This window comes from Sphingomonas sp. JUb134 (assembly GCF_004341505.2).
Lineage (GTDB): Bacteria > Pseudomonadota > Alphaproteobacteria > Sphingomonadales > Sphingomonadaceae > Sphingomonas.
Genome location: NZ_SLYP02000001.1, coordinates 2214761 through 2237503 on the forward strand (window position 1 = coordinate 2214761; position 22743 = coordinate 2237503).

The following is a 22743-nucleotide window of genomic DNA, read 5'->3' on the forward strand; positions in this document are numbered from 1 at the left end:
GCTGAGATCGAGCAGAAACCTCAGTCTGTGGACGGCTTCACCACAGAGCCACTCTCGTAGCATCGTGTGCGAGGCGCAGGTGAACACGCCGAGCATCTTGAGATCGGTCTCGCAATTGTACAGCGACTCGTCGCTCGTCGCCGCTCATTTCGTCGGCAAGCGCGCAATCGACCGATGTCGCCATCGCCGTAGAGAAATCCCTCGATGCTGCGCTTGTCATCGCGCGTTGTGATTCCGCGTGCAAGGCCGGAGGGAAGCTGCCGGTGCGGAAGGGGCACGCCGTTTCCGCACCGCACTAGGCTTACATCGTCATGGTCAGGCTCGCCTGGAAGATGCGGCCGGTCTTCAGATAGCCGCCCGCGCGATCGGCCGAGATGTAGCGCGTCGAGGCGCCCACCGTGTTGTAGTAGGTCGGCTCGTTGGTGATGTTGCGTGCTGCCAGTCCCAGCTCGATCTTGCTGGTCATGGCGAAGGCGACGCCAAGGTTCAGCTCGTTGAGCCCCTGGGTATAGGTGTCGGGCTGGGTGTCCTCGACATTGTACAGCCGCTTGCCGGTGTGGTTGTACCAGAGGTTCGCGCGCACCGGGCCCTGCTCGTAGAAGAGCTCGGCATTGGCGATCAGGTGCGGCGCCTCGGGCAGGCGGCTGGTGCGGATTTCGTCCTCGCCCAGCTGATAGGTGACTTCGGTGTCCTGCACGGTCACGTTGCCGCCGATGCCGAAACCGCCCATCCAATCTGCGGGCGCCCAGTCGTTCAGTGCGAAGCGGAACGAGGCCTCGATGCCCTTCGCCGAGCCACCCAGGCCGTTGTACGGCTGATAGTAGATCACCCCGTCGACCGCGCCGGATCCGGTGCGGGTCGCCGTCGGCACGATGACGTTCTTCAGGTCCTTGTAATAGGCGGCAATCTGGAACCAGCGGTTGCGCTCGGTGCGATATTCGACCCCCAGGTCGAAGTTCCAGGCGGATACCGGCTTCAGGTCCGGGTTGGGACGGGTCACCGAGATCAGCTCGTCGGTGATCGCGTCGCGCTCCTCGGTGGTCGGGCCTGCAAGCTGGTTGAAGGCGGGGCGGCTGTAGCTGCTGCGCGCCGTACCGCGAACCGTCCAGCCGCCAGGGGCGCGCCACACCGCCAGGACCGACGGGTCGAGATGGTCGTACTTGCGCCCCGCCTCGATGAAGCGCGCGTCGCTGTCGGCTTCGGTATTGGACCAGAAGCTGGCCGTGTAGCGATTATCTTCCCAGCGGATGCCCGGCATGACCTCGATCGTGCCTGCGTTCTCGGTTTCGAAGCGGAGCGTCGCGGTCGCGAACACGGCCTTGCGCGTTTCCTCGCCCGACAGGCGCCCGCGGTTGAGGATGTCCTCGCTCAGTCCGTCGATGTCGACATAGCGCGACACCTGTTCCTCGATCGCCTCGCGGCTGATCAGCTTGATCGGGCGGGGGGTCTGGTGCCCCATGAAGCTGTCGAGCGTCTCGCCTGGAAACTGGGCGAGCGGCAGGCCGGGCACCGTGCCGCTGTAGAGGTCAGTCTGGAAGCGATAGCGCAGCGATCCGTCGTCGATCGTCAGGCCCTTGCGATCGGCGCGTTCCCACAGGCCGCCCGCCTTGACCAGCGCCAGCACGCCGTCGCCGCGCCAGTCTATCTCGCCCTTGAAGGTCAGCTTCTCTTCCGAAAGGAAGCTGCGATTGGTCTGCACATAATATTGCTGCGGCCGTTCCAGGCTGCCGACATAGGCGGCGGCATCTGGCGACAGGATCGCGCGCGGCCAGTTGCGATCGGACAGGTCGATCAACAGCCCTTCGCGCGCCACGCCGGTCTGGCCGGGCGTGCCGATGTACGAGATGCCGCGAAACGCCGCCGTGTGCGACCGCGGCTGGTCGAGCCGACCATCGGCATAGGATCCGCTCAACCCGATGCTGACGCGCTCGCCCTTCCAGCGGCCGCCTAGCTGGGTGGAGACCAGTTCCTGCTCCACGTCCTCGACGCGGAAGTAGTGCGCCGGGTTGATGCCCATCGGCCGGTAGATGCCGGTGTCGTCATAGCCGCCGGGATTGGGATTGGTCTGGCCGCTGACCAGCTCATTGCGCAGGCCCGTCTGGTTCTGCGTGTTGGTGTTGTTGTAGCGGGCGTAGTTGACGCGCGCGAACAGGTCGAGGGCTTCGGTGCGGTAGTCCAGCGAGCCGCTGGCGCCGTAGCGCTCGATCTCGTTGTTGAAGAAGTTCCACTGGATGCCGTCGGCGGTCACCGAGTCCGGGTTCTCGCGCGGGGTCTCGCCTTTTACCGTCGCCTTGTACGGGTTCTGGAGCGCGACCGATTCCGCTGCACTCGCGCGGCGCTCGTAATAGCCGGCGACGTAGACGCCGAACTGCCCAGCGCTGCCGAAGCGCTTGGCCATGTCGAGGCCGACGGCGCCGCCCATGCCCGCCTGTCCCTGATCGAGTGCCAGGTCCGCGGCCTGCGCCAGCACACGGGCGCGCACAAAGGAACTGCCGAAGTCGAACGCGGTCGGGGTGCGCAGGTCGATGTTGCCTGCAATCGAATCCGCGTCCTTGTCGGCGCCCGGGGTCTTGTCGACGACGATGCCGCCGATCGCGAAAGGCGAGAACAGGTTGAGCGAGATCGCGCGGGTATTGCCGCCCGAGGTCTGGGGCAGGCGTAGCCCGTCGAGCGTATAGGCGTTGAAGCCGGTTTCGAACCCGCGGATTGAGACGAACTGCGCCTCGCCGGTGGCCGATCCGTTGCGCGCCTGGTCGACGCTGACCGAGACGCCCGGAAGCTGCTTGGCCAGATCGGCGATGTTGGTTTGGGATCGCAACGAGACGTCGCCGGTCTGCACCACGTCGATCGTGCCGACCGCGTCCTCCTCTTCCTGCACCAGCCGGCGGTCGGCCGCGCCCAGTACGACAATGTCGTTGTCGGTACGCTGCACCTCGGCGTCCACGTCTGCGGCAGGGTCCGGTGCCCCGGCATAGGCGATGGAGGATGCCGAAAGCATCAGGGCAAGCAGCAGCGGCCGCCCGAGCGGGCGGAGGGAAGGCTTTGTCATGGGATCTCCCAGGGATTGCGTCTGTCGAATGCAGATGTGGGCGACCTAAGTCCGCTACGTTACCGATCAGGGACCAATATATGTCGTCGGCGTGTCATCTCTGCGGGTTCGCGGAGCGATCAGAGCGTAATCGAGAGGACATACTGCGGACCTAACGAGACGCTTCTTTTCCAGATCGCACAGGTTTGCTCATGAAACTCGGGTCCATGCTGCTGTCGGCCGTTGCCGCTGCCGTTTCTTGCGTGCCGGCGGCGGCGCAGGAACGGCCGGACCTGCAGCTGGAGAAGGTGGTGATGGTGGTCCGGCACGGGCTCCGCGCGCCGCTGGCGGACGAGGCGCCGGTCGGCACGATGGCGCGCCAGCCCTGGCCCGAGTGGCAGGTGCGCGAAAGCTATCTGACCGAGCGCGGTTACACGGGCATGCGGCTGCTGGGTGCTTATGATCGCGAAGCCTATGCCGCGCGCGGGCTGTTCGGCGCGGCAGGGTGCCCGGTACCCGGCGCCGTGCGGATCCGGTCCAGCACCGCCCAGCGTGCGATCCAATCGGGGAAGGCCCTGGCCGAAGGGTTTGCGCCGGGGTGCGGCCTCACCGTTGAGCATGGCGCGCCCGGCGATCGCGACCCGATCTTCGATCCGCGGGGCGCGGGCATGGTCACCTATGACGGTGCGGCGGCAGTGGCCGCGATCGACCGGCACACCGGCGGTATTCAGGCATTGGCCGAGCGGCACCGCGCGGCGTTCCGCACGCTGGAAGAGATCCTGGGCTGCCGGGGCAAGGGGATTGCGCGTCCGTGCGACATCCTGGCCGAAGAATCGGTGCTGAAGCCGGCGGCGGACCCTGCGTCGTTCGACTTTGGCGGGCCGATCCGGACGGCATCGGGGACCGCCCAGGTGTTTCTGCTCGAATATGCCGAGGGCTTCGACCCGGCGCGCGTGGGCTGGGGGCGTGCGACGCCGGAAAAGATCGAGCAGATCGGTGCGCTGCACTCGCTGCTGTTCGACGTCCATGTCCGCGCACCCTATCTGGCCGGGCGGCAGAGTGCGGTGCTCGGCCGGCGCATCCTGTCCTCCCTTCAGGACCCGAGCGGGGCGAAGCTGGATCTGGTGGTTGGTCACGACAACAACCTGAACGCGATGGCCGCGGTGCTGGGCGTGACGTTCAAGGTCGATGGCTATGCCGAGAACGACGCAACCGTGGGCGGGGCACTGGTATTCGAGTTGCTGCGCAATCCCGGCAGTGCCGAGCGTTATGTGCGGGTGGCCTATCAGTCCCAGACGCTGGAGCAGCTGCGCAGCCTGGAGCCGCTGTCGATCGCGACGCCGCCCAGTTACAAGACCCTGGCGATCGCCGAATGCGCGGGTGGCTTCCAGGGCATGTGCACGCTGCAGCAGTTCGACGCGCTGGTGCGGGGCAGGCTGGCGCCGCTCGATGGTCCAGCGCGCTCTCGGTAGCGCCAGATGCGGTCGGCTGAACCGCGTCGCGCTGCGCTGCGGACACCGCGTTCAGGGATCAGCCGCTAATCCGACTCGCTGGCCGTGAGCGCGCGTTCCAGTGCGTCAGCAAGTTCGCTGGCCCGGTATGGTTTCGTCAGCGTCGGGACTTCCGCATATCCTTCGGCGCCTTCCGCGTGGCCGTAGCCGGTCGCAAAAATGAAGGGGATCTTGCGCTCGCGCAGGGTCTCGGCAACCGGGTACGATCGGCCACCGTGGAGATTGATGTCCAGCACCGCCACGTCGAACCGTTCGGTCCGGGCAAGTTCCAGCGCCGTGTCGAGACGCATGGCGGGCCCTACCACCTCGGCCCCCCGTTCGATCAGCAGGTCTTCAAGGTTCATGGCGACCAGCATCTCGTCTTCCACCACGAGCACACGCTTGCCGGTGAGTGTCATTCCTGCCCTTCCATGTTCGGCAGGGGAGCCTCGATCTCGCAGACCACCCCTGTTGGCGGATAGCGCAAACGCACTATCCCGCCGATTTCCGCTGCCAGCCCGCGTTCGATCAAGCGTGAACCGAAGCCCCGGCCTGACGGTGGCGTAACCGACGGGCCACCCTGTTCCTCCCAGCACAGGTGAAAGACGGGTGGCTCACCTTGCTCGACGCTGCAGTCGATCCGGGCGCGCCCGCCTTCTTGCGAAAGCGCACCATATTTGGCGGCATTGGTGCACAGCTCATGCAGCGCAAGCGCCAGACTGACGGACGCCTTGGACCCGATGCGAAGGTCGGGTCCCGCATAGTCGAAGCGGTTGGCCCCGCCGAAAGGCCGAAGCGCATTTTCGATGATCTGCCGGAGCGGCGCAGACGCCCAGCTCTCCCGTGTCAGGAGATTATGGGCGTCCGACAGGGCCAACAACCTGCCCTCGAACGCGCGCCTCGCGTGATCGGGAACGCGCTCATCCCTGAACGATTGCACTGCAAGCGACTGCACGACCGCCAGCGTGTTCTTCACGCGGTGGTTGAGTTCGTTCACAAGCAGTTCGCGGTGCCTTTCGGCCTCCTTGCGCTCCGTGACGTCGGAGAAGGACACCGCGATGCCGCCGCCCTCCTTGGGAGCCGTTCGTATCTCGACGAATCGATCCGGCCTCAGCACCGACCGCATTTCCTGCCGGCTCCCGACCCGGTCGATCATGGTGCGACGAAGGACATCCTCGAACGGCGTACCGGCCACTTCGGGGAAAACGTTCCACATGACGCGGCCAAGCACCTCGTCGCGGGACCGATCGAAATGGCGTTCGGCGGCACGGTTGAACAGGATCAGCCGCCAGTCCGCATCGATGGCGTAGAAGCCGTCGGACACAGCCTCCAGGACCGTTCGCATTCGGCGCTCGTTGTCGGCGAGCAGACGCGCCTGCTCCCGCGTGGCGCTCACGTCCTGAACCAGGCTGTAAAAGCCCTCTGTTTGCCCGTCGGACGTCAGCTGGGGCAGGTATTCGGCCTGTACGATACGGCGCACCCCATCGGGAAAGATCAACTCCTGCTCGAAGGAGAGGTGCTCGCCCGCCAGCACGCCGTCGATGTTCGCTCTCCCTTGGGCGAGCGTTTCCGGGTCCACAACGTCGAACACCGACTGTCCGATCACGTTCTCGCGCCGCCGGTCAAACCACTGCTCGAAGGTCCGGTTCACGAACCGGTACCGCAGATCCTTGTCGACATGCGTGATGAGCACGGGCAGCGCGTCCGCCAGCATCCGCAACTGCTCTTCACTGTCGGCAAGTGCGGCCTTGGCCTGGCTGGTCGCGAGCTTCGCCTCGAGCACGCGTTCGCGGGATGCTGCTTCGCCACGAAGGTCCGCCAGCCGGATCGCCCCGGCCACACGCGCGCGCAGTTCCTGGGCGTTGAAGGGCTTCACGATATGATCGTCCGCCCCGGCCTCCAGGCTTTCCACCCTGGCCTCTTCACCGGCGCGTGCGGACAGGAAAATGATCGGGACGGCGGCCGTGGCCGGGTCCGCCCGCAGCTCCCGAAGGAGCGCGAACCCGTCCAGGCCGGGCATCATGATGTCCGACAGGACGAGATCGGGTGCCATCCGCTTTGCCGCTGCCAGGGCTTCCGTGCCGTTCGCGACCGCCGTCACCTCATAGTCGTCGCGCAACAGGCGCTCGACATAGGCGCGCATGTCCGCGTTGTCGTCGGCCAGAAGAAGATGCGGCCGCGCGTCGGGCAGGGGCGTCCGGGACGCTGCCGCCTCTCCGGGCAGCCAACGAAGCGCTTCTTCGACATAGGCGTCTGCGCGGGTGGAACCGGTGGCTGAAGCCGCTGTGTCGCCGATGGTGCGGCCATAGGGCAGGGTCACCCTGAAGGTCGCGCCGCGGCCCGGCCCCTCGCTCTTGGCCGATATCGTGCCACCGTGGAGTTGGACCAGCTTCTGGACCAAAGCCAGGCCGATCCCCGATCCTTCATGGCTGCGCGCGTTCTGGCCCTCGATCCGGTGGAACCGCTCGAATAGCCGGGGCAGCTCCTCCGCCGCGACGCCCTCGCCGGTATCCGTCACGGTGAGTTCGACCCCATCGTCCAAGGCGGCCAGCCGAACCCGGACCGATCCTTGATGCGTGAACTTAAAGGCGTTGGACAACAGGTTGAGCACGATCGTCTCGTACATGCTGCGGTCGACCGCCACGGGGCGAGGAAGGGGCTGAACGTCGACGGTGAAGTCCAAGCCAGCCTTCTCCATCGCGGATCGGAAGTTGGAGGACAGATCGGCGGTCAGCGCCGCAAGGTCGACGAGCTCGAAGCTCGCTTCGGCCCGATCGGCTTCTACCCTCGAGAAATCGAGAAGCGCATTGACCAGCCTGAGCAGACGTAGCGCATTGCGATGCGCCATCTCCAGCTCGCCGCGATGCGCAGGCAGGCGGTCAGGGCTGTCGGCCAGAGCGTCCTCCAGCGGCCCGAGCAACAGGGTGAGGGGCGTCCGGAACTCGTGCGACACGTTGGAGAAGAAGGCGGTCTTCGCCCGATCCAGTTCAGCCAACTCCTCGGCGCGCCGACGCTCGTCCTCGCGGGCGCGCGCGTTGCGCATGGCGACCGAAACCTGGCCGGCCAGCAGCTCGAAGAACGAGCGATAGCCTTCATCCAGCGAGCGGTTCGGGGATACGCCCGCAATGATCACGCCCAGCGCCGTTCCCTGCACGCCGGTGATCGGGAGGACAAGGGCACAGCGGACGGGATCGGCATAGGGTCCGCCGACCAGCGGGACCAGGGTCTGCACATCGTCGACCGGCGTCACCTGGCCGCGCAATGCCGCGGCGACGGGCCACACGGCACCCGCCCCCTGATGCATGCGGGGCGGTGCGGCCACGCTGTGCTCCGGGATGCCGACTGCCGCAGTCCGGATCAGTTCGTCACCCTCGCAGAGGTAGATGGCGGCGAAGGGCACGTCGAGCGGATGTTCGGCCATGGTCTCGACGAGGTCGCGGGCGGCCTCGGCGGGTTCGCGCGCTTCACCGGCCCTCGCACCGAGTTCTCTCAACAGGCGCAGCCGTCGTTCGCTCACCAACTGCTCGGTCACCTCCGAACACACGGCCAGCATACCGACGATGTTGCCGTCGTCATCTTCGGCCGGCGCATGGCTGACCGAGAAGTACGCCTCTTCGCGATAGCCGGAACGATGCATCTCCAGCGGCAGCGCCGCCGTCCAGTTCGCCAGGCCCGTCCTCATCACCCGGTCGATCATGGGCCCCAGCGTGTCCCAGGCCTCGGCAAGGGTAATCCGGATATCGTTGCCGAGCCCCGCCGGATGCCGGTCGCCAATCAGCTTGGAATAGGCATCATTGTAGATCTGGGTGAACGCGTCTCCCCAGGTGAGAACCATGGGATATTGGGACGACAAAAGGGTACGCACCGTCGAACGAAGGCTCTGCGGCCAGCGCTCGACCGGGCCCAGCGGCGTGCCCGACCAATCGATGACGCGGCCAAGCGCGCGGATCTCACCAGGGCCGGCAAACAGTTCTTCCGCGGAGCGGGATCGAAGCGGGACAGGATCAGACAAGCTATCGCAACCTTCGCGGTACATCGGCATCGTTGCTTTAGCGGCAAGCCGGTGAGGCCGCTACAGCGGCTCGAGAACGCGCCGTGGCGGCTGCTCACCTGGAGGCGAGTGCGCGCCTCGCGAGCCGTTCGGGAGCAGCAAGCTTGACCTGCAGTCGGGCCCGATTGCTTTCAAAACTTCATGTCGAACCAGAGGCCGTAGAGCATCAACGCTGCTCCGAGTGACCAGAAGGCCGTTCCGACCTTCTTGAGCTGGGGGGCGCCGCTGATCACGACGCTCACAGGAAAACGGTGCAGGTTGGCAGCGTTGAAGCGCCTGTGAAAGGCGCCTTGCACATCGACCATCTTGTGGACGGCGACGTTCATGATGTTGAGCATCGCGACGACGTTGATCGTGAGTAGCACCTGGAACAGGATCGTTGTGAACGCGTGAGACCGGTGCATGTCGAAGTTCTTCAGCGTCCAGCCTATCAGCACGAGGAGGGCCATCCCGCCGAAGATGGCGCCGAGTGTGAAGGGCGGTGACAAACCAGGCCACAGGACCGCCGGCGCAGTGCCGTCGGGGGCGGAGTAAAATCCGGCCAGTTGGTAAGCTGCTCCCTTTGCGGAGCGGCGGGGATGTTTGTCGTGGAGAGCTACGCAGCGGTCAGACGGTTTGTATTTGTCGAGGGGCATAGTCGCCGGGAAGCGGCGGAGGTGTTCGGGCTGAACCGGGATACGGTACGCAAGATGTGCCTGTATTCGGCGCCTCCTGGATACCGCCGGACGAAACCTCCGACCAAGCCGAAGCTCGGGACGCTGCTACCGGTTATCGACGCAATCCTGGCAGCCGACCGCGAGGCGCCGGGCAAGCAGCAGCACACGGCCAAGCGGATCTTTGAGCGGCTGCGCGACGAGCATGGCTATACGGGCGGCTACACGATGGTGAAGGACCATGTGCGGCTGTGCAGGGCCCGCGGGCGCGAGACCTTCGTGCCGCTGGCGCACCCGCCGGGGCATGCACAGGTCGACTTTGGCGAGGCGGTCGCGGTCGTCGGCGGGGAGCGGATGAAGATCCACTATTTCTGCATGTCGCTGCCGCAGTCGGATGCCTGCTTCTTCAAGGCGTATCCGCGCGAGACGACCGAGGCGTTTCTTGACGGGCACGTGTCGGCATTCGCGTTCTTCGGGGGCGTGCCGCTGTCCATCCTCTACGACAACACAACCATCGCCGTGGCAAAGATCTGCGGCGATGGAACGCGCGAGCGCACACGCGCCTTCACCGAGTTGGTCAGCCACTACCTGTTTCAGGACCGTTTTGCGCGTCCAGCGCGAGGCAACGACAAAGGCAAGGTCGAGGGGCTGGTGAAGTTTGCGCGCAACAACTTCATGGTGCCCGTGCCGGTCGCTGCCAATTTCGATGTCCTGAACGCCAGGTTCGAGGAGTCCTGCCGTACGCGCCAGGGCGAGCATGCCGGTCAGCACGCGCAGACCATTGCCGAGCGGCTGGCGGCAGACGTATCGGCATTGCGCACGCTGCCGTCCGTACCACTGGAGCCATGCGAGAAACGCGCGGCGCGCGTGTCGTCGACCGCGATGGTGCGCTACCGGACCAACGACTATTCGGTGCCGACCGCGTACGGCTACCGCGACGTGATGGTGAAGGGGTTCGTCGACGAGGTCGTCATCATATGCGCGGGCGAAGAGATTGCCCGGCACGCGCGTTGCTACGACGAAGGCGTATTCGTCTCCAACCCACTGCACTATCTCGCGCTCATCGAGACCAAGCCCGGTGCGCTCGACCAGGCGGCAGCCCTTCAGGACTGGAACCTGCCGGACATCTTCCAGCATCTGCGCCACCTGCTCGAGGCCCGGATGGGCAACAAGGGTAAACGCGAGTTCATCCAGGTGCTGCGGCTGCTCGAGGCGATGCCGCTTCCCATCGTCACGGATGCCGTGACCGAGGCAGTCCAGTTGGGCGCACCTGGTTTTGACGCGGTAAAACTCATCGCGCTGGCGCGTATCGAGCGCCGTCCGCCGCGCCTGGATTTAGCGGCGTATCCGCACGTGCCCAAGATGGACGTCAAAACGACGTGCGCGGCCGACTATGCGGTGCTGGCAGCATGACGGACAAGGACGCCATGCCGGTGGGCACGACCGCAGGTACGCCACAGGTGCTGCTCGCCCATCATCTCAAACAACTCAAACTGCCAACCGTTCTGCGCGAGTACGAAAAGGTCGCGCGCGAATGCGCGCAAGGCGGGGTCGACCACACGCGCTACCTGTTGCGGCTTATCGAGTTGGAGCTCATCGACCGCGAGCGCCGGACCATCGAGCGACGGATCCGCGCAGCCCGTTTCCCGGCTGTGAAGAGCTTCGACACCTTCGAGTTCACCGCCATCCCCAGCCTGAACAAGATGATGGTGGTCGAGCTCGCACGGTGCGAATATATCCTGCGCCGCGAGAACGTCATTGCGCTCGGCAACAGCGGGACAGGCAAGACGCATGTAGCCCTCGCGCTCGGCCTGGCGGCTTGCCAGAAGGGCTTCACAGTCGCCTTCACTACCGCGGCCTCGCTGGTGAACCAGTTGATGGAGGCGCGAGACGAGCGACGGCTGCTCAAGCTCCAACGCGAGATGGCGGCCGTGAAGCTGCTCGTCGTCGATGAACTCGGCTACGTCCCGTTGTCCCCGACCGGCGCCGAACTGCTCTTCGAGGTGCTGTCGCAGCGCTACGAGCGCGGCTCGACCATCATCACCTCCAACCTGCCGTTCGAGGACTGGACGCAGGTGCTCGCCTCCGAGCGGCTGACCGGCGCACTGCTCGACCGGCTCACCCACCATGCCACCATCCTGACCATGAACGGCGACAGCTATCGCCTCAAGCAGTCCACCGGACGCAAACGTCGCGGGGCGGAGCAAAACCAGGCCAGTGCCCTGTCCGACCCGGACACCGGTGAGATATTATCTTCCTGACCATCAGGCCGAGGACGGCAACGATATGAAAAGGGCCCCGATCGGGGCCCTTTTCATATCGTCAGCGCGCGCCTCAAGTGGCCTGCTTTTACTCCGCCCCGCTGGCCTGGTTTTGCTCCGCCGTTGACACGCCGAGTGCGAGTTTGATGACGAGCCCGGCACGAAGGCGTGCGGACACGATCAGAGACGCTACGCACAACAAGACAGAGACGAGCCAGGCAACGACATGCATGTGAAAACTCCGTGGGCCGCCTCTTCTTAGCCGCTCCCGCTTCCGGTTGAAAACGGCAGCAGCGATATGAACGAGCATCCGTTCGCGGGCAGTGGCTGAGAGGCTGCGTACGTGCGGCGCTGGGTCTTGGGCCGTGAGATGGCGGAAAAGATGCGTTTCCCTGTGCCGCCGCGAAGCCAAGCCAGACGCATCCTATGTAGGAAGTGGCGAGGCTGATTGCCGCGGCCGGCGGCATCCATCTAACGGGAGTGCATCATGAAAAAGATCGGGTTCCTTTCGTTCGGCCATTGGTCGGCATCTGCGCAGTCCGCAACCCGATCCGCCTCAGACGTGCTTCTGCAGTCGATCGATCTTGCTGTTGCCGCGGAAGAACTCGGCGCAGATGGTGCGTACTTCCGCGTTCACCATTTCGCGCAGCAGTTGGCATCGCCTTTCCCACTGCTGGCGGCCGTGGGCGCTAGAACCAGCCGGATCGAGATTGGCACGGGCGTCATCGATATGCGGTATGAAAACCCGTTCTACATGGCGGAGGATGCGGGATCCGCCGACCTGATCAGCCGCGGCCGGCTGCAACTCGGCATCAGTCGGGGCTCGCCCGAACAGGTGATCGAGGGATGGCGCCACTTTGGCTATGCGCCCAGGGAGGGGGAGAACGACGCCGACATGGGCCGGAGGCATGCGGAGGTTCTGCTCGATTTGCTGCGAGGTGAGGGGTTCGCGAAGCCGAGCCCCAACCCGATGTTTCCCAATCCACCGGGCTTGTTGCGGGTGGAACCGCATGCGCCGGGCCTGCGTCGGCGCATTTGGTGGGGATCGGCGTCGAACGCCACCGCGATCTGGGCTGCGCAGCGCGGCATGCACCTGCAAAGCTCAACCCTGAAGGCGGACGAGAGTGGTGAGCCACTTCACGTACAGCAGGCCAAGCAGATCCGGATCTACCGTCAGGCATGGAAGGAAGCAGGGCACGATTGGGAGCCGCGTGTTTCCGTCTCGCGCTCGATCTTCCCGCTCATGAACGACCGCGACCGTGCCTATTTCGGGCGGGGCAGTAGCAGCGACCAGATCGGAGTGATCGACAATATGCGCGCGGTGTTCGGCCGTTCCTACGCCGCCGAACCCGAACAGTTGATCGCCCAACTGCGGGCGGACGAGGGCATCGCCGAAGCCGATACGCTGCTGCTCACGATTCCGAACCAGCTTGGCGTGGACTATAACGCCCATGTGCTTGATGCCATCCTCACGCACGTCGCACCCGCGCTCGGCTGGCGCTGAGGCGCCACCGCCGATCCTCGCGGGTGCGCTGCCACCGTTGATCGGAAACCGAGCCTCTGCGCGATCTTACCTGTCCTTCCTGAGGACAGCGATTGCTGATGCACCGGTTCAGCTCGCCGACGAGGGACGTCCCACCCGCCCGCTGCGCCTGAATGCCTAGCGCAGGGACCTTGGCCGCCCTGACAACCGCAGGTGTTCTCGACGCAAGCAAAGCTATCTCGTTATTCCCACTCGATTGATAGGAGAATAGAAGAAGACGAACTGCAGGGAGCGATGATGACTGCTGAATGGACGCGGGTTTCCGGTGCTGTCGCATCGTTGCTTCTGGGAATGCCTGTTGCAGCCGTCGCGCAGACGGCGACCGTCGACACGTCACTGACGCCAGATGCAGAGCAGCCGCTCGCCGATACCGAGGGCGGGGATGGGCAGGATATCGTGGTGACCGGTATCCGCAGCGGCATCGAGCAGGCCGTGCGGATTAAGCGTGACGCCGACAGCATCGTCGACGTGATCAGTGCCGAGGACATCGGCCGCTTCCCCGACGTCAACGTGGCGGAGTCGGTGCAGCGGATCAGCGGCGTGCAGATCAACCGAACCCGCGGCGAGGGGCGCAGCGTCAACATTCGCGGGCTTCCCGACACCTTTACGCTGGTGACGCTCAATGGCCGTGCCGTGCCCAACGCGCTCAACGACCTGTTTGCGGGCGTCTCGCGCTCGTTCGACTTCTCCGCACTGGCGCCGGAGTTCGTGCGCACGCTGGAGGTGTACAAGTCGCCCACCGCGGACCTTGAGGACGGGGGCCTGGCGGGAACCGTCAACATCCGGACGCCACGCGCGCTGGATCTGGGGAAACGCGTGCTGGCGCTGTCCGCGCAAGGTGAGCATGAGAGCAACTCCGGGAAGCTCTCGCCGCGTCTATCGGGCTTGTTCGCCGACACCTTCCTCGATGGAAGGCTGGGCCTGACTCTCGGCGCCTCTTACACCCAGCGCCGCCCCCAGACGCAGCAGATCGAGACTGGCTGGAACACCGTCACCGAGGCGCAGGGCGTGCCGCTCGGCGGCGGGAGCGACGACCTCAATGGCAACGGCGTCATCGAGCCGAACCGCCTCGTGCGCATCCCCGGGTTGATCATCCACGACATGTTCACCGAGAACAACCGCCGGTTGAGCGGCATCGCCTCCGTTCAGTTCCGACCCAGCGACGCGGTGGAGCTCTATGTCGACGGTTTCTACACACGCGTCGACGTTGAGGCGGTGCGGCAGGAGAATTGGCAGAACTTCGCCGGCGCGAGCGGGGTCCTCGCCTCGCGCACGGAAATGCTCGACGGCGTCGAGACCGCAACCGACTTCACGGTTAGCAACATCGACCTGCGTAACGGCGGCCGTTTCCAGGATCGCCGGGGCTACATCCGTTCGCTCGTGGGCGGCGGCAGGTTCGAGGCGGGCGGCTGGACCGTGGTGCTGGAGGGTTCGGACCAGCGTTCGCGCCAAACCCGCGACACGCTCAACATCGCCGACAGCATCAACGGAACGGCGCGAGTGGTGGCGAGGCCGGGCGATGCTATCCCGAGCATCACCTATCTCGATGGCTTCGACACCAGGAAGCTCGACCCCGACAATTTTCGACTGCTCAGCCTCAACGGCGAGCTCGATCGCCTGACCACGGACCGGCTGCGCGACATCAAGCTCGACATGCGCCGGGATCTTGGTGAGCGGGGGCTGACCGCGCTGCGCGCCGGGGTCAAATACACCGATCGTGCCGTGTATTCGGACAACAAGACGCTGACGATCTCCGCTGCGGGCGTCTCGCAGCTCTATGGTGGATTGCCGCCCGGGCCGATCGCCGGATCGTTCAGTGCCGCCCCGTTCATGATTCCCATCCGATCTGGTGCCGGAGCATTCCTTGGCAGCTACGACGGCGGCGGCGCCTTCCCGACCCAGTGGTTAGGCTCTGACGCGCGCTCCTTCGTGGCGGGGTTGAGCGACGCCGAACTGATCGCGGCGGGGACCTACACCAACGATGCGACCGGCATCCTGGACGTGCACGAGAAGATCCTGGCCTTTTATGGCCGCGGTGATCTCTCCTTCGGCAGGCTCAACGGCAACCTCGGCCTGCGCGTCGTCCGCACCGACCAGACCACGGCTGGTGTAGCCCCCGACCTCAACGGCATCACCGTCGAGGTCGAGACCGGCAACACGACGCGTGTCCCAGCCGCCGAGCCGCTTCGGGTCGAGCGCAGCTATTGGGACTGGCTGCCGAGCCTCAACCTCAAGTTCGAAGCGACCGACCAGCTTCAGCTCCGCTTTGCGGCGTCGCGGACGATCTCCCGGCCCAATCTCGGCGACATCTCCCCAACAACCACCGCAAACGGCAATGCGCTGACGGTGACGCGCAACAACCCGTATCTGGATCCGTTCCGGTCAAACAACCTCGATGCAACGATCGAGTACTACTTCGGACAGGACGCCCTCGTCGGGGCCTCGCTCTTCTACAAGAACCTGGAAAGCCTGATCCGGCGTGAGACCAGCATCGTCTCGTTGCCAGTCTCGTACATTCGCACGACGGGCACGACCACGATCCAGACCGACTTCACGGTAAGCGAGTTGGTCAACGGTTCGGGCGTCGATCTCAAAGGCATCGAACTCTATTTCCAGCAGGCGTTCACCTGGCTCCCCGCTCCGTTGGACGGCTTGGGCACCATCTTAAACTACACCTATATCGACAACAGCGATCCCACGCAGCTCACCGCTGCATCGAAGCACAACTACAATCTGATCGGCTATTACGAGAAAGGGCTGATCGGCGCGCGCGTGTCCTATTCATGGCGCAGCAGCTATCTGGCGTCGGCCGCCACCGCCCCTGCAATGGGGCGCGTGAATCGGGCTTTCGGTACGCTCGATGCCAGCATCAGCCTCCAGGTCACGCCGCAAGCCTCTGTGGTGCTCGAGGCGGTGAACCTGCTCGATCGCGACGAGATCGTCGAATACACAACGGGCTTGCCGGCCAATTATCTCGACGCCGGACGCCGTGTGTTCGGGGGCGTGCGCCTCAACTTCTAACGACCAGCCTCGGCCGGCCAGAGCGCCGGCCCATCTGACGGAGACATGCATGGCTGACACAGTCGATCGGCGCGGCGTCCTGCTGGCCGGCAGCGGCGGCGCCTTCGGGCTCTATTCCTGGGCAGCGGGAGCTCAGGCCGCGAAGGGCACCGCCCCGCAAGACCTTCGGCTGGCGCGCCGCCCCGGCACCAAGCCCAAGAACATCCTGTTCGTGCTCACCGATGACCATCGGTTCGATGCCATGGGATTCATGAAGGCGCAGGCTTTCGGCGACACGCCGACGCTCGACCGGCTGGCGCGCGAGGGTGCGCATTTTCGCAACGCGTTCGTCACCACCGCGCTGTGCTCGCCTTCGCGGGCGTCGATCCTCACGGGCCTTTATGCGCACCAGCACAAGGTGGTGGACAACAACCACCCCATCCCACCCGGGCTGATCTTCTATCCGCAATATCTGCAGCGCGCCGGCTATGACACCGCCTTCATCGGCAAATGGCACATGGGGGACGAGGGCGATGCGCCGCAGCCCGGTTTCGACCATTGGGTGAGCTTCAAGGGCCAGGGCACCTATCTGCCCAGCGCCGACGGTCTCAACGTCGACGGCCGTAAGGTGCCGCAGAAAGGGTATATCACCGACGAGCTGACCGACTATGCGCTCGACTGGATCGGCAAGCGCGACCGCAACAAGCCCTGGATGATGCACCTCGCGCACAAGGCGGTGCATTCCGAGTTCATCCCTGCCGAGCGACACAAGGGGCGCTATGACAAGGAGACGTTCCGCTACCCCGAGAACATGAAGCCCGGCATGCCCGGGCGCCCGATCTGGGTCGAGAACCAGCGCAACAGCTGGCACGGGGTCGACTATGCCTATCACGGCACGCTCGACATCGCGGAGTATTACAAGCGCTACATGGAGACGCTGCTCGCGGTCGACGAGGGCATCGCCCGGATCATGGACCTTCTTGAGCAACGCGGCGAACTCGACGACACGCTGATCGTCTACATGGGCGACAATGGCTTCATGTTCGGCGAGCATGGCCTCATCGACAAGCGGGCAGCCTATGAGGAGTCGATGCGGGTGCCGTTGCTGATGCGCTGCCCCTCGCTGTTCGCGCCCGGCAGCACCATCGAGCAGGTGGTGGCGAACATCGACATCGCACCGACGCTGCTGGCAGCGGCAGGATTGCAGGCGCCCTCCTATATGGCGGGATCCGACATGCAGCCGCTGGCGCGCGACCCTGCCGCTCCTTGGCGTGCTGAGCTGCTCTACGAATACTACTGGGAGCGCAACTTCCCCCAGACGCCGACCGTCCACGCCCTGCGTGAGGACCGGTACAAGTACATGCACTTCCACGGCATCTGGGATCTGGACGAACTCTACGATTTGGCCTCCGACCCGCACGAGAACAACAATCTCTTAGCGCAGCCGGGTCACGAGGATCTGGCGGAGCGGCTCAGCGGCAAGCTGTTCGACATCCTGGAGAAGACGCAAGGGATGCAGATACCCTTGAGTGCCGACGCCGGCTTCCGTGCCGACCTGCGAAGTTCGCCTGGAAGTAAGCAAGGAGTCTTCCCAGCGACGTTCTATCGGCCGCCAGTTAGACGCTCAACATAATCCCGCTGGTGTAAGGGCCGCTACCTCAAGGCCGGCGGCTCCTGAGGAAGAATGTCGCTGTTATTGCGCAGGCTTCCGTGAGGCGGGCCACAGAGGCAAGCAAACTGCGCATCGGCCCAGGCCTACGAGATTGATCGAGCGCACGAGCGTGCAGCGGCAAGGTGACGGTGAGGTGATGGCGGAGAGGGTGGGATTCGAACCCACGGTGAGCGTGAACCCACGGCGGTTTTCAAGACCGCTGCCTTAAACCACTCGGCCACCTCTCCGCACACAGCGCGCTTACGGCGGCTGGTCGGGTTTGTGCAAGCCTCTCGACGCTTAGGGGTTTCGCGCGGGCTCTCCGCTGTGGCACAGAGCCGCTTCACGTGCGGGAGCCGAGTATGCGTAGATGGGGCAAGGGGCTGCTCGCCCTTGCGGCGATGATGTCGATCAGCGGTTCGGCGGCAGCCCAGGACGAGGCGGGGTTCCAGGCCTATCTCCAGGGAGTGGCAGCAAAGGCACGGTCCCAGGGTGTGAGCGAGCGCGCGATCAGCGCCGTGCTGAACGGGCTCACCTACAATCCGCGGGTGGTGGAACTGGACCGCGGTCAACCCGGCGGGACCAGCAACAGCGTTCCCGCCTTTGCTCCGTACAAGGCCCGTCATGTCGACGCCGCCCGCATCAACCGCGGGCGCGAGGCGTATCGCGCACAGCGCCCGAAGCTGATGCGGATCGAGCAGGAGACCGGCGTACCCGAATCGATCATGGTCGCGATCTGGGGCCATGAGACCAACTACGGCGGCTACACCGGCAACTTCGACCTGCCGCGCTCGCTCGCGACCCTCGCCTATGAGGGGCGTCGTCGCGCGCTGTTCGAGCCGGAATTGATCGCGACCATGAAGATGGTCGACCGCGGGGTTCCGCGCGACAGCCTGAAGGGCAGCTGGGCAGGCGCGACCGGCTATCCGCAGTTCCTGCCGTCGATCTACCTTCGCCTCGCACGCGACGGCGACGGCGACGGCCGGGCGAACATCTGGACCAGCGCAGCCGATGCCTTGGCCTCGATCGGCAACTACTTCGTCAATGCCGGCTGGCGTCCCGGACAGCCCTGGGGTGTCGCGGTGAACGTCCCCGCCAACCTGAACCGCGGTTCGCTCACCTCGCCGACGCGGTCGCCGCGGTGCCCCCGCGTGCATGAGCGGCACACGCGCTGGCGGAGCATGGCCGAGTGGCGGCGCCTGGGCGTCGTCCCGCAATCCGGCCGCTGGCCGGACGACACCATTCAGGCGACGCTTCTCGAGCCGGACGGGCCGGGGAACACCGCCTATCTCCTGACCGGGAACTACCGGGTGATCCTGGATTACAACTGCTCGAACTTCTACGCGCTGTCGGTGGGGCTGCTGGCCGATGAAGTCGCACGCTAGCGCGTTGGGAGTGCTGCTGCTGACGGGGTGTGCGGCGAGCGGGCTGCCGCCCGCGCCGCAGCAGCCCCCAAGCGTCCCTACGCTCCCTGCCGCGCCACCGACGTCCGAGGCTCGCTACGATGCCGTCGGCTGGGCGAATACGGCGGCCGCGCCGGACGCCGACGGCGCCGTGTTCGTCGTCCATCCGACGCTCGCTGCGGGCAGCTTTGTCGAGCTCACGCTGCTCGACGGCGGCCGCACGACGGTGATGCAGGTGGGCCGGAACGCCCCCGTGGCTCCAGGCTATGTTCTGGCCCTCTCGCCGGTTGCTGCACAAGCGCTCGGCGTCGGATCGGCGCCGGTGGCCGTGCGGGTGAGGGAGGTGGTGCCGCCGGCCCACGAGCGTGCCGCAGCCGAAGGAGGGAGCCTGACGCGGATGGATGCGCCACAGGTGCTGCTGGCGGCGTTGCGCAAGCGTCTTCCGCCGGTGCCGGCCGCGGGATCCACGCCGGCGATCGGCGCGGTGGCTCAGGCGCCGGCATCGCCACAACCGCCATCGCCTCCTGGGCCCAAGCCGATCGAGACCGTCGAACTGCCGCCGAGCCAGGTTTCGCCGCTGCCCGCGGCGCCGGTTGCTCCGCCACCTACACCCGCCTCCAGCGTGCCCGCGACCGGCGCCTGGGCCGTTCAGGTGGCTGCGCTGTCGAACGCGGCCCGCGCCGAGGCGCTGGCGCGGGAGCTGGGCGGCTTCACGCGACGTACGGGGGCGCTGGTCCGCGTACGCATGGGGCCGTATCCCACGACCGCCGCTGCCGAACGCGGGCGTGCGCAAGCCGCAGCGCGCGGCTATGGTGACGCAAAAGTTATTCGCAACGACTGACCTAAGGCCCTGGACCCTACGATGAAGAAGCTGCTTACCGCCGTCCTGCTTTCCGCCGTCGCCGTCACGCCGTCGGTAGCCGCTGCGCCCCCGTTCGAGACTCCGGCGCCCGTCGCCTATCTCCAGGACCTGTCCTCGGGCGCCATCCTGTATGCCAAGGATGCGGACCGCCGCATGCCGCCGGCATCCATGGCCAAGATGATGACCGCCTATGTGGCGTTCGACCTCATCAAGAAGGGCGAGCTGAAGCTCGACCAGAAGTTCCAGGTGCGCCCCGAAACCTGGCAGCGCTGGCACGGTCCGGCCGCCGGCTCGACCATGTTCCTGTCCGTCAACGAGCAGGTGAGCGTCGACGATTTGCTGAAGGGGATTATCACCCTGTCCGGCAACGACGCATGCGTCGTCCTGGCCGAAGGTGTCGCGGGCACCGAAGAGGCGTTCACGAGCCTGATGAACCAGCGCGCCAAGGAGCTTGGGCTGACCAACAGCCACTTCGGCACGTCCAACGGCTGGCCGGATGAAGGCCGCACCTATGTCAGCGCGCGAGACCTGGCGACGCTTGCTTCCGCGACGATCCAGAAATTCCCCGATCTCTACAAGCGCTTCTATTCGCTGGAGAGCTTCACCTGGGGCAAGACGCTGGGTGCGGGCAGCGACATCACCCAGGCAAACCGTGACCCGCTGCTCGGGCGCGTCGCCGGCGCCGACGGCCTGAAGACCGGCCACACCGAGGAAGCCGGCTATGGTTTCACCGGTTCGGCCGAACAGAACGGCCGGCGCCTGGTGATGGTGCTGGCGGGGCTGACGAGCTTCAACCAGCGCATTTCCGAATCGGTCCGATTCATGGAGTGGGGCTTCCGTGCGTGGCGTGCCCGGCCCATCGCGAAGAAGGGCAAGCTGGTCGAAACCGCCGATGTCCAGCTGGGTGACAGCAGCACCGTCGGCCTCGTCGCTCCGCGCGACCTGACCGTCACGGTTCCGGCGGGCGCCGCCACCGAGCTCACGGGCACGGTCGTATATCAGGGCCCGATCAAGGCGCCGATCAAGGCCGGCCAGCATATCGCCGATCTCGTCATCTCCTCGCCCGGCATGGAGCCGCAGCGCCTGCCGCTGGTGGCCGAGAAGGACGTGGACGAGGCCGGCTTCTTCGGTCGCGCCTGGGCGGGCCTGATGGCGCTGTTCGGCGCTTGAGCGGCCTGTTCATCTCGTTGGAGGGCGGCGAGGGCGTCGGCAAGTCGACCCAGACCGCCCGCCTGGCTGCCGCGCTGGAAGCGCGGGGCCTGCACGTCGTGGTTACGCGCGAGCCGGGCGGCAGCGAAGGCGCGGAAGCGATCCGCGGCCTGCTGATGCAGGGCGAGGTGACGCGCTGGAGCCCGCATGCCGAGGCGCTCTTGTTCGCAGCGGCGCGGGCGGATCACGTCGAGAAGCGCATCCGTCCCGCGCTCGAGGCGGGGCAATGGGTGTTGTGCGATCGATATATCGACAGCACCCGCGCGTATCAGGGCGGGCAGGGGATCGACGACGCGGCGATTCTCGCGCTGCATGCCTTTGGCTCGAAGGGGCTGCTCCCGGATCGGACCCTGCTGCTGTCCCTTCCCGAAGGGGCGGGGGAGGAGCGTGCGCTCGTCCGCGATCGTGGCGTCGCGGATCGGTTCGGTGCCAGGGGACCCGAGTTCCACGCCCAAGTCGCGGCGACCTTCGAGCGGATCGCCGACGGCGAAGCCGCGCGGGTCCGCCGTGTCGATGCGGCGGGAACGCCCGAAGCCGTGACGGCCCGCCTGATGGATGCGCTCGCTGACCTCCTGCCATGATTAAACTCGTCGGGAATCGGGCCGCGCACGACGCCTTCTTCACGGCGGCAGAGCGGGGTGGGCTGCACCACGCCTGGCTCCTGGCGGGGCCGGAGGGCGTGGGGAAGGCGAGCTTCGCCCGCGTGGCGGCGAGCCGCCTGCTTGCGCACGCGGTCGATCCACGGGTGCCGGTTCGCGGAGGCGCGCTTCCCGAGGAGGACCGAACCGCGGCGCTGATCGCGGCGGGGTCTCACCCGGACTATCGTGAAATGGCTCGCCAGCCAAAGGACCCGGCGAAGCCCGACGAGAACCTCGCCCGCAGTATCCCGATCGCGCAGGTGCGTGCACTCCAGCCGATGTTCGCGACCAAGCCGTCGCTGTCCGAACGGCGCGTGGTGCTGATCGACGCGATCGACGACTTGGAGACCGCAGCTGCCAACGCGCTTCTGAAGAACCTCGAGGAGCCGCCCGCCGGCACGATCTTCCTGCTGATCAGCCATGCGCCCGGCCGTCTGCTCCCGACGATCCGCTCGCGCTGCCGGATGCTGCGCTTCGAGCGGCTTTCGGATGCGGAGGTGGGGACCGTCGTCCGGGAAGCGATGCCAGACGTGAGCGATGTCGAATGCGATGCGCTGGTCCGCGGGGGCGAAGGATCGCCCGGTCGCGCGCTCGCCTTCGCTGGCCTCGACGTCGCGGCCCTAGAGCGCGCTATGGCGGCGATCGCCCGCGACGGCGATCCAAGCAACGCGCTGCGCGGCAAGCTCGCCAAGGCACTCGGCGGCAAGGCCGCGCAGCACCGGTATGAAGCGTTCCTGGAGCGCGCACCGAGCTTCATCGCTGCCAGAGCGCGTGAGCGCAGTGGCGTCGCCTTGCACACGGCGCTGGGCGCCTATGAGGCGGCACGCGCCCTCGCGGCGGCAGCACCGGGCCTCTCGCTGGACGCGCAGGCGACGGTGTTCGAGATGGGCGGCATTCTTGCGCGTCTCGCAGAGCAGGACGGGCTTCAATCGCGCGGAGCGATGCACTAGGGAC

General features: G+C 65.9%; 15 protein-coding genes and 1 tRNA gene. 11 read left to right on the top strand and 5 right to left on the bottom strand.

Annotated features, from left to right (window positions below):
* Positions 1 to 301: 301 nt before the first annotated feature.
* Positions 302 to 3049 carry a TonB-dependent receptor gene (locus EDF69_RS10210; RefSeq protein WP_132883788.1) on the bottom strand — a complete coding sequence of 916 codons (2748 nt, stop codon included), beginning with the start codon at positions 3047 to 3049 and terminating at the stop codon, positions 302 to 304.
* A 191-nt stretch (positions 3050 to 3240) separates the two neighbouring features.
* On the opposite strand from EDF69_RS10210, the gene EDF69_RS10215 reads away from it, so the two are divergent.
* Positions 3241 to 4500 (top strand): histidine-type phosphatase, encoded by a 1260-nt coding sequence (locus tag EDF69_RS10215; protein ID WP_132883789.1) that lies wholly within the window; start codon positions 3241 to 3243, stop codon positions 4498 to 4500.
* A 65-nt stretch (positions 4501 to 4565) separates the two neighbouring features.
* On the opposite strand, the gene EDF69_RS10220 is transcribed toward EDF69_RS10215, so the two are convergent.
* The 3 genes from EDF69_RS10220 to EDF69_RS10230 all read right to left on the bottom strand — a co-directional run bounded on the left by EDF69_RS10220 (position 4566) and on the right by EDF69_RS10230 (position 9018).
* Entirely contained in the window at positions 4566 to 4937 is a 372-nt protein-coding gene (locus EDF69_RS10220) for a response regulator (protein WP_132883790.1), read from the bottom strand.
* Positions 4934 to 8155 carry a PAS domain-containing protein gene (locus tag EDF69_RS10225; protein WP_425336673.1) on the bottom strand — a complete coding sequence of 1074 codons (3222 nt, stop codon included), beginning with the start codon at positions 8153 to 8155 and terminating at the stop codon, positions 4934 to 4936. The genes EDF69_RS10220 and EDF69_RS10225 overlap by 4 nt, the downstream gene beginning before the upstream one ends.
* A 545-nt stretch (positions 8156 to 8700) precedes the next feature.
* A complete protein-coding gene (locus tag EDF69_RS10230) occupies positions 8701 to 9018 on the bottom strand; it encodes a hypothetical protein (RefSeq protein ID WP_204991361.1) in 318 nt (105 codons plus the stop codon).
* 129 nt (positions 9019 to 9147) lie between these two features.
* Here EDF69_RS10230 and istA point away from each other — a divergent pair, with 129 nt between their 5' ends.
* From istA to EDF69_RS10255, 5 genes are all read left to right on the top strand, one after another.
* Positions 9148 to 10635 (top strand): IS21 family transposase, encoded by a 1488-nt coding sequence (gene istA / locus EDF69_RS10235; protein ID WP_132884630.1) that lies wholly within the window; start codon positions 9148 to 9150, stop codon positions 10633 to 10635.
* 14 nt (positions 10636 to 10649) lie between these two features.
* Positions 10650 to 11483, top strand: a complete 834-nt coding sequence (istB, locus tag EDF69_RS10240) for an IS21-like element helper ATPase IstB (protein WP_204991410.1) — start codon at positions 10650 to 10652, stop codon at positions 11481 to 11483.
* Between the two features lie 487 nt (positions 11484 to 11970).
* Positions 11971 to 12987, top strand: a complete 1017-nt coding sequence (locus EDF69_RS10245; protein WP_132883879.1) for an LLM class flavin-dependent oxidoreductase — start codon at positions 11971 to 11973, stop codon at positions 12985 to 12987.
* 330 nt (positions 12988 to 13317) lie between these two features.
* Positions 13318 to 16047 carry a TonB-dependent receptor gene (locus EDF69_RS10250; protein ID WP_165890040.1) on the top strand — a complete coding sequence of 910 codons (2730 nt, stop codon included), beginning with the start codon at positions 13318 to 13320 and terminating at the stop codon, positions 16045 to 16047.
* 49 nt (positions 16048 to 16096) lie between these two features.
* The gene (locus EDF69_RS10255; RefSeq protein WP_132883877.1) at positions 16097 to 17659 is read left to right on the top strand and encodes a sulfatase family protein; all 1563 of its coding nucleotides are present in this window, start codon (positions 16097 to 16099) and stop codon (positions 17657 to 17659) included.
* Positions 17660 to 17835: 176 nt separating this feature from the next.
* On the opposite strand, the gene EDF69_RS10260 is transcribed toward EDF69_RS10255, so the two are convergent.
* A tRNA-Ser gene (locus EDF69_RS10260) sits at positions 17836 to 17925 on the bottom strand.
* A 114-nt stretch (positions 17926 to 18039) separates the two neighbouring features.
* On the opposite strand from EDF69_RS10260, the gene EDF69_RS10265 reads away from it, so the two are divergent.
* The 5 genes from EDF69_RS10265 to EDF69_RS10285 are packed head-to-tail and all read left to right on the top strand — an operon-like array spanning position 18040 to position 22739.
* Positions 18040 to 19062 carry a lytic murein transglycosylase gene (locus EDF69_RS10265; protein WP_125959659.1) on the top strand — a complete coding sequence of 341 codons (1023 nt, stop codon included), beginning with the start codon at positions 18040 to 18042 and terminating at the stop codon, positions 19060 to 19062.
* Positions 19046 to 19921 carry an SPOR domain-containing protein gene (locus EDF69_RS10270; RefSeq protein ID WP_132883876.1) on the top strand — a complete coding sequence of 292 codons (876 nt, stop codon included), beginning with the start codon at positions 19046 to 19048 and terminating at the stop codon, positions 19919 to 19921. The genes EDF69_RS10265 and EDF69_RS10270 overlap by 17 nt, the downstream gene beginning before the upstream one ends.
* 21 nt (positions 19922 to 19942) lie before the next feature.
* Positions 19943 to 21112, top strand: coding sequence for a D-alanyl-D-alanine carboxypeptidase family protein (locus EDF69_RS10275; protein WP_132883875.1), 1170 nt, complete (start codon positions 19943 to 19945; stop codon positions 21110 to 21112).
* A complete protein-coding gene (gene tmk / locus EDF69_RS10280) occupies positions 21109 to 21732 on the top strand; it encodes a dTMP kinase (protein ID WP_132883874.1) in 624 nt (207 codons plus the stop codon). The genes EDF69_RS10275 and tmk overlap by 4 nt, the downstream gene beginning before the upstream one ends.
* Positions 21729 to 22739, top strand: coding sequence for an AAA family ATPase (locus EDF69_RS10285; RefSeq protein ID WP_132883873.1), 1011 nt, complete (start codon positions 21729 to 21731; stop codon positions 22737 to 22739). Before tmk ends, EDF69_RS10285 begins: the two co-directional genes overlap by 4 nt.
* The last annotated feature ends 4 nt before the right edge of the window (positions 22740 to 22743 follow it).